We start from the raw sequence: 4,198 nt of genomic DNA on the forward strand, positions 1-4,198 counted from the left end.
CGGGGCGACGGCAGGCACCGGCGGCCCAAGAGCAATCAGCGGAGCACCAGCTGGCAGCGCCGGAGCCGGCCCAGGCACAACCAGGGGAACACCAGACATATCAGTGAGCGAAGCTGTACATACCTCGTTGGTGGCTGCTGGTCCGCCGGCTGCGGGCGCCGCTGCCTGGCCCGCCATGCCCTGGACGCACTCGTAGCCGCCGGTTTTCAGCGGGGTGGCAGCCGCATCCGGGCTCAACGCTATAGCGGCCCCGCACAACCCAGCGCAGGCAACCACCTTCAAGGTGAACTGATCAAACACCGTCATCAACGCCGACTCCTCTTTACTCGCGCCCAGCATTTCCGCAATCAGGTGATGCAGCAGCACCGCGTAGTCCTGCTGCACTCATGTCTGGCCGACGGGCACAATTGTCTGCAGCCGGTGTAAAACACGAGGCGCGCCGCACCGCGCCGTTTCCAAAAGGTGACGTTTGGCCGTCACTTTTCCCGCCGGAGACGGGCGCCGGGGCATCTGGACCTCATCAGATAGGACCACGGATGCTCGTCGCCCACGTTTAGTGCAACCCGTACTTGCTGCACTTGTTCGTCGTAACCGCGGGGCTGCAGCACTCTTACCGGTGGGGCGGCAGTGCGTCGCCCTGATCTAGGCTGACCGCAAGGCGCTATATGCGGACTTACAAGCGGACTCATAGGCGGACACGCAAGGCAAGGAGAGGCAAGTGACGGTCCGGGTAGGCATCAACGGCTTTGGTCGCATCGGCCGCAACTTCTATCGGGCCCTATTAGCTCAGCAGGAGCAGGGCTCGGGCAGTTCTGGGGCTGACATGGAGGTGGTGGCCGTCAACGACATCACCGACAACAACACCCTGGCACATCTGCTCAAGTTCGACTCCATTTTGGGCCGGCTGCCCTACGACGTCAGCCTCGAGGGCGAGGACACCATCGTGGTCGGTAGCGCGAAGATCAAGGCGCTGGCGGTCCGGGAGGGACCGGCTGCGTTGCCGTGGGGTGACCTTGGCGTCGACGTTGTCGTCGAATCCACCGGTCTGTTCACCAACGCGGCCAAGGCCAAAGGCCACTTGGACGCCGGCGCCAAGAAAGTCGTCATCTCGGCGCCCGCGACCGACCCGGACCTCACCATCGTCTTGGGGGTCAACGATGACAAGTACGACGGCAGCCAAGACATCATCTCCAACGCATCATGCACCACGAACTGCCTTGCGCCGCTGGCCAAAGTGCTACATGACGAGTTCGGCATCATCCGAGGCCTGATGACCACCATCCACGCCTACACCCAGGACCAGAACCTGCAGGACGGGCCGCACAAGGATCTGCGCCGTGCCCGTGCTGCCGCGCTGAACATCGTACCGACCTCGACCGGTGCCGCCAAGGCGATCGGCCTAGTGATGCCCGAGCTGAAAGGCAAGCTCGACGGCTATGCGCTGCGGGTGCCGATTCCCACCGGTTCGGCCACCGACCTCACCGCCGACTTGGCCAAGTCTGCTACCGCCGAAGAAATCAACGCGGCGTTCAAAGCGGCCGCCGCAGGCAGGCTCAAGGGCATTCTGAAGTACTACGACGCACCGATCGTCTCGACCGACATCGTCACTGATCCGCACAGCTCGATCTTTGACTCCGGGTTGACCAAGGTGATCGACAATCAGGCCAAAGTGGTGTCGTGGTATGACAACGAGTGGGGTTACTCCAACCGCCTTATCGACCTCGTCGCGCTGGTCGGCAAGTCACTGTAAGCTCGGGCAGCTGTGACTATTCATTCTCTCAAAAACCTTATTGCCGAAGGTGTTTCGGGTCGCAGCGTACTTGTCCGCGCGGACCTGAATGTTCCGCTCGACGAGGACGGTGCCATCACGGACTCGGGCCGTATCATCGCATCGGTACCGACGCTGAAGGCGCTGATCGAGGCCGGCGCCAAAGTAGTGGTCGCCGCACACCTGGGTCGTCCCAAGGACGGACCCGACCCGACGCTGTCGCTGGCGCCGGTGGCAGCGGCTCTAGGTGAGCAATTGGGCCGGCACGTCCAGTTGGCCAGCGATGTCGTTGGCATTGATGCGTTGGCCCGGGCCGAGGGGTTGACAGATGGCGACATCCTGCTGTTGGAGAACATCCGCTTCGACAAACGCGAGACGAGCAAAGACGATGGTGAGCGCCTCGCCCTGGCCAAGCAGCTCGCCGAATTGGTATCCCCAGGAGGAGCTTTCGTTTCGGACGGCTTTGGCGTGGTGCACCGCAAGCAAGCCTCGGTATACGACGTCGCGACCTTGCTTCCGCACTACGCCGGCACGCTGGTCGCCGACGAGATCCGGGTGCTCGAGCAATTGACCAGCTCCACCAAGCGGCCGTACGCGGTGGTGCTTGGGGGATCGAAAGTGTCGGACAAACTCGGCGTTATCGAGTCCCTGGCGACCAAAGCCGACAGCATCGTGATTGGCGGCGGTATGTGTTTCACGTTCCTTGCCGCCCAGGGTTATTCGGTTGGAGCGTCGCTGCTGGAAGACGAGATGATCGAAACCTGCCGCAGACTGCTCGATACCTACCACGATGTGCTGCGATTGCCAGTGGACATTGTGGTAGCCGAGACGTTTGCCGCCGATTCACCGCCCCAAACCGTCGCCGCCGACGCGATCCCGGACGACCTAATGGGGTTGGACATCGGTCCCGGATCGGTCAAGCGGTTCGCCACGCTGCTGTCCAACGCGCAAACCGTCTTCTGGAATGGCCCGATGGGCGTGTTCGAATTCCCTGCGTACGCCGCCGGCACCAGGGGCGTCGCAGAGGCGATCGTCACCGCAACTGGTAAAGGAGCTTTCAGCGTGGTCGGCGGCGGTGACTCCGCCGCCGCTGTCCGCGCCCTAGGCATCTCGGAGGGTTCCTTCTCACACATATCGACCGGCGGCGGCGCGTCGCTGGAATACCTTGAAGGTAAAACACTTCCCGGCATCGAGGTGCTGGATCGTGAGCAGCCGGTTGGAGGAGGGTCGTGAGCCGCAAGCCGCTGATAGCCGGCAACTGGAAGATGAACCTAAATCACTTCGAGGCGATTGCGCTGGTGCAAAAGGTCGCGTTTGCGTTGCCGGACAAGTACTACGACAAGGTTGACGTAACGGTTCTCCCGCCGTTCACCGACCTACGCAGCGTGCAAACCCTGGTCGACGGCGACAAGCTGCGGCTTACCTATGGTGCGCAGGATCTGTCGCAACACGACTCTGGAGCCTATACCGGTGATATCAGCGGAACCTTCCTCGCCAAACTGGGGTGCAGCTATGTCGTCGTCGGACATTCCGAGCGGCGTATGTACCATAACGAGGATGACGCTCTGGTGGCCGCCAAAGCCACTGCCGCACTCAAGCATGGGCTCACGCCGATCGTTTGCATCGGCGAGCACCTTGACATGCGCGAAGCGGGACATCATGTGGCGCACAACCTCGAACAGCTGCGCGGTTCGCTGGCCGGACTATCGGCCGAGCAGATCGGGAAAACCGTGATTGCCTACGAGCCGGTTTGGGCGATCGGAACGGGGCGGGTGGCCAGCGCTGCCGACGCTCAAGAGGTCTGCTCGGCAATCCGCAACGAGCTCCGCTCGCTCGCCTCACCACAAGTGGCCGAAACGATTCGGGTCCTCTACGGCGGTTCGATGAATGCCAAGAACGTCGGCGATCTGGTGGCCCAGCCCGACGTCGACGGTGGTCTCGTGGGCGGAGCGTCGCTAGATGGTGAGCAGTTCGCGACGCTGGCGGCCATCGCTGCCGGGGGGCCGCTTCCGTAGACCCGTCTGGTTTCCAGCAACGCAGCTATTGTTGGGCCATCTTTAGGCCTTCGAGTAGTGCCATGAAGGCGCGTTCGACCTCGGCTCTGGTTCGCTTCTTGTCTGTCGCACCGGCAATCTGCAAGGCGGATTCGGTCAACGCAGCCAGCAGCAGATGCGACAGCGGCTCCAACGGCTCGCGTCGAATCACCCCGGCATCCATCCCCCGCTCGAGAGCGGCGATCACCAGCCCAAGGCCGTAGCGCAGATCAATTTGGCGCCATTCGCCCCACCCGAGCACCGACGGGCCATCAATTGCGATAATTTGCAGCGCATCCGGTTTGGTCGCCGCATCCAGGAACGCGCCGAGGCCGACCACCAACAGCTTCCATGGATCGCTGACCTGGCTCAAGACCGCTTCGACTTCGGCCGTCAG

The 4,198-nt window shown here is 62.6% G+C and carries 3 protein-coding genes and 2 pseudogenes; 3 read left to right on the top strand and 2 right to left on the bottom strand.

Annotated elements, in window-relative coordinates; all coding sequences use genetic code 11:
- Positions 1-306: pseudogene (locus tag F0Q45_RS24575) on the bottom strand (beta-xylosidase); the annotation flags it as partial.
- Between the two features lie 412 nt (positions 307-718).
- On the opposite strand from F0Q45_RS24575, the gene gap reads away from it, so the two are divergent.
- From gap to tpiA, 3 genes are read left to right on the top strand one after another with little or no spacing between them, the layout of a single operon-like run.
- Positions 719-1,750, top strand: a complete 1,032-nt coding sequence (gap, locus tag F0Q45_RS24580; protein WP_149656373.1) for a type I glyceraldehyde-3-phosphate dehydrogenase — start codon at positions 719-721, stop codon at positions 1,748-1,750.
- Between the two features lie 12 nt (positions 1,751-1,762).
- Positions 1,763-3,001, top strand: a complete 1,239-nt coding sequence (locus tag F0Q45_RS24585) for a phosphoglycerate kinase (RefSeq protein ID WP_149656374.1) — start codon at positions 1,763-1,765, stop codon at positions 2,999-3,001.
- Positions 2,998-3,783, top strand: coding sequence for a triose-phosphate isomerase (gene tpiA / locus F0Q45_RS24590; RefSeq protein WP_149656375.1), 786 nt, complete (start codon positions 2,998-3,000; stop codon positions 3,781-3,783). Before F0Q45_RS24585 ends, tpiA begins: the two co-directional genes overlap by 4 nt.
- A gap of 25 nt (positions 3,784-3,808) precedes the next feature.
- Here tpiA and F0Q45_RS29695 read toward each other — a convergent pair.
- Positions 3,809-4,198: pseudogene (locus F0Q45_RS29695) on the bottom strand (TetR/AcrR family transcriptional regulator); the annotation flags it as partial.

The organism is Mycobacterium simiae (assembly GCF_008370645.1).
Taxonomy (GTDB): Bacteria; Actinomycetota; Actinomycetes; order Mycobacteriales; family Mycobacteriaceae; genus Mycobacterium; species Mycobacterium simiae_A.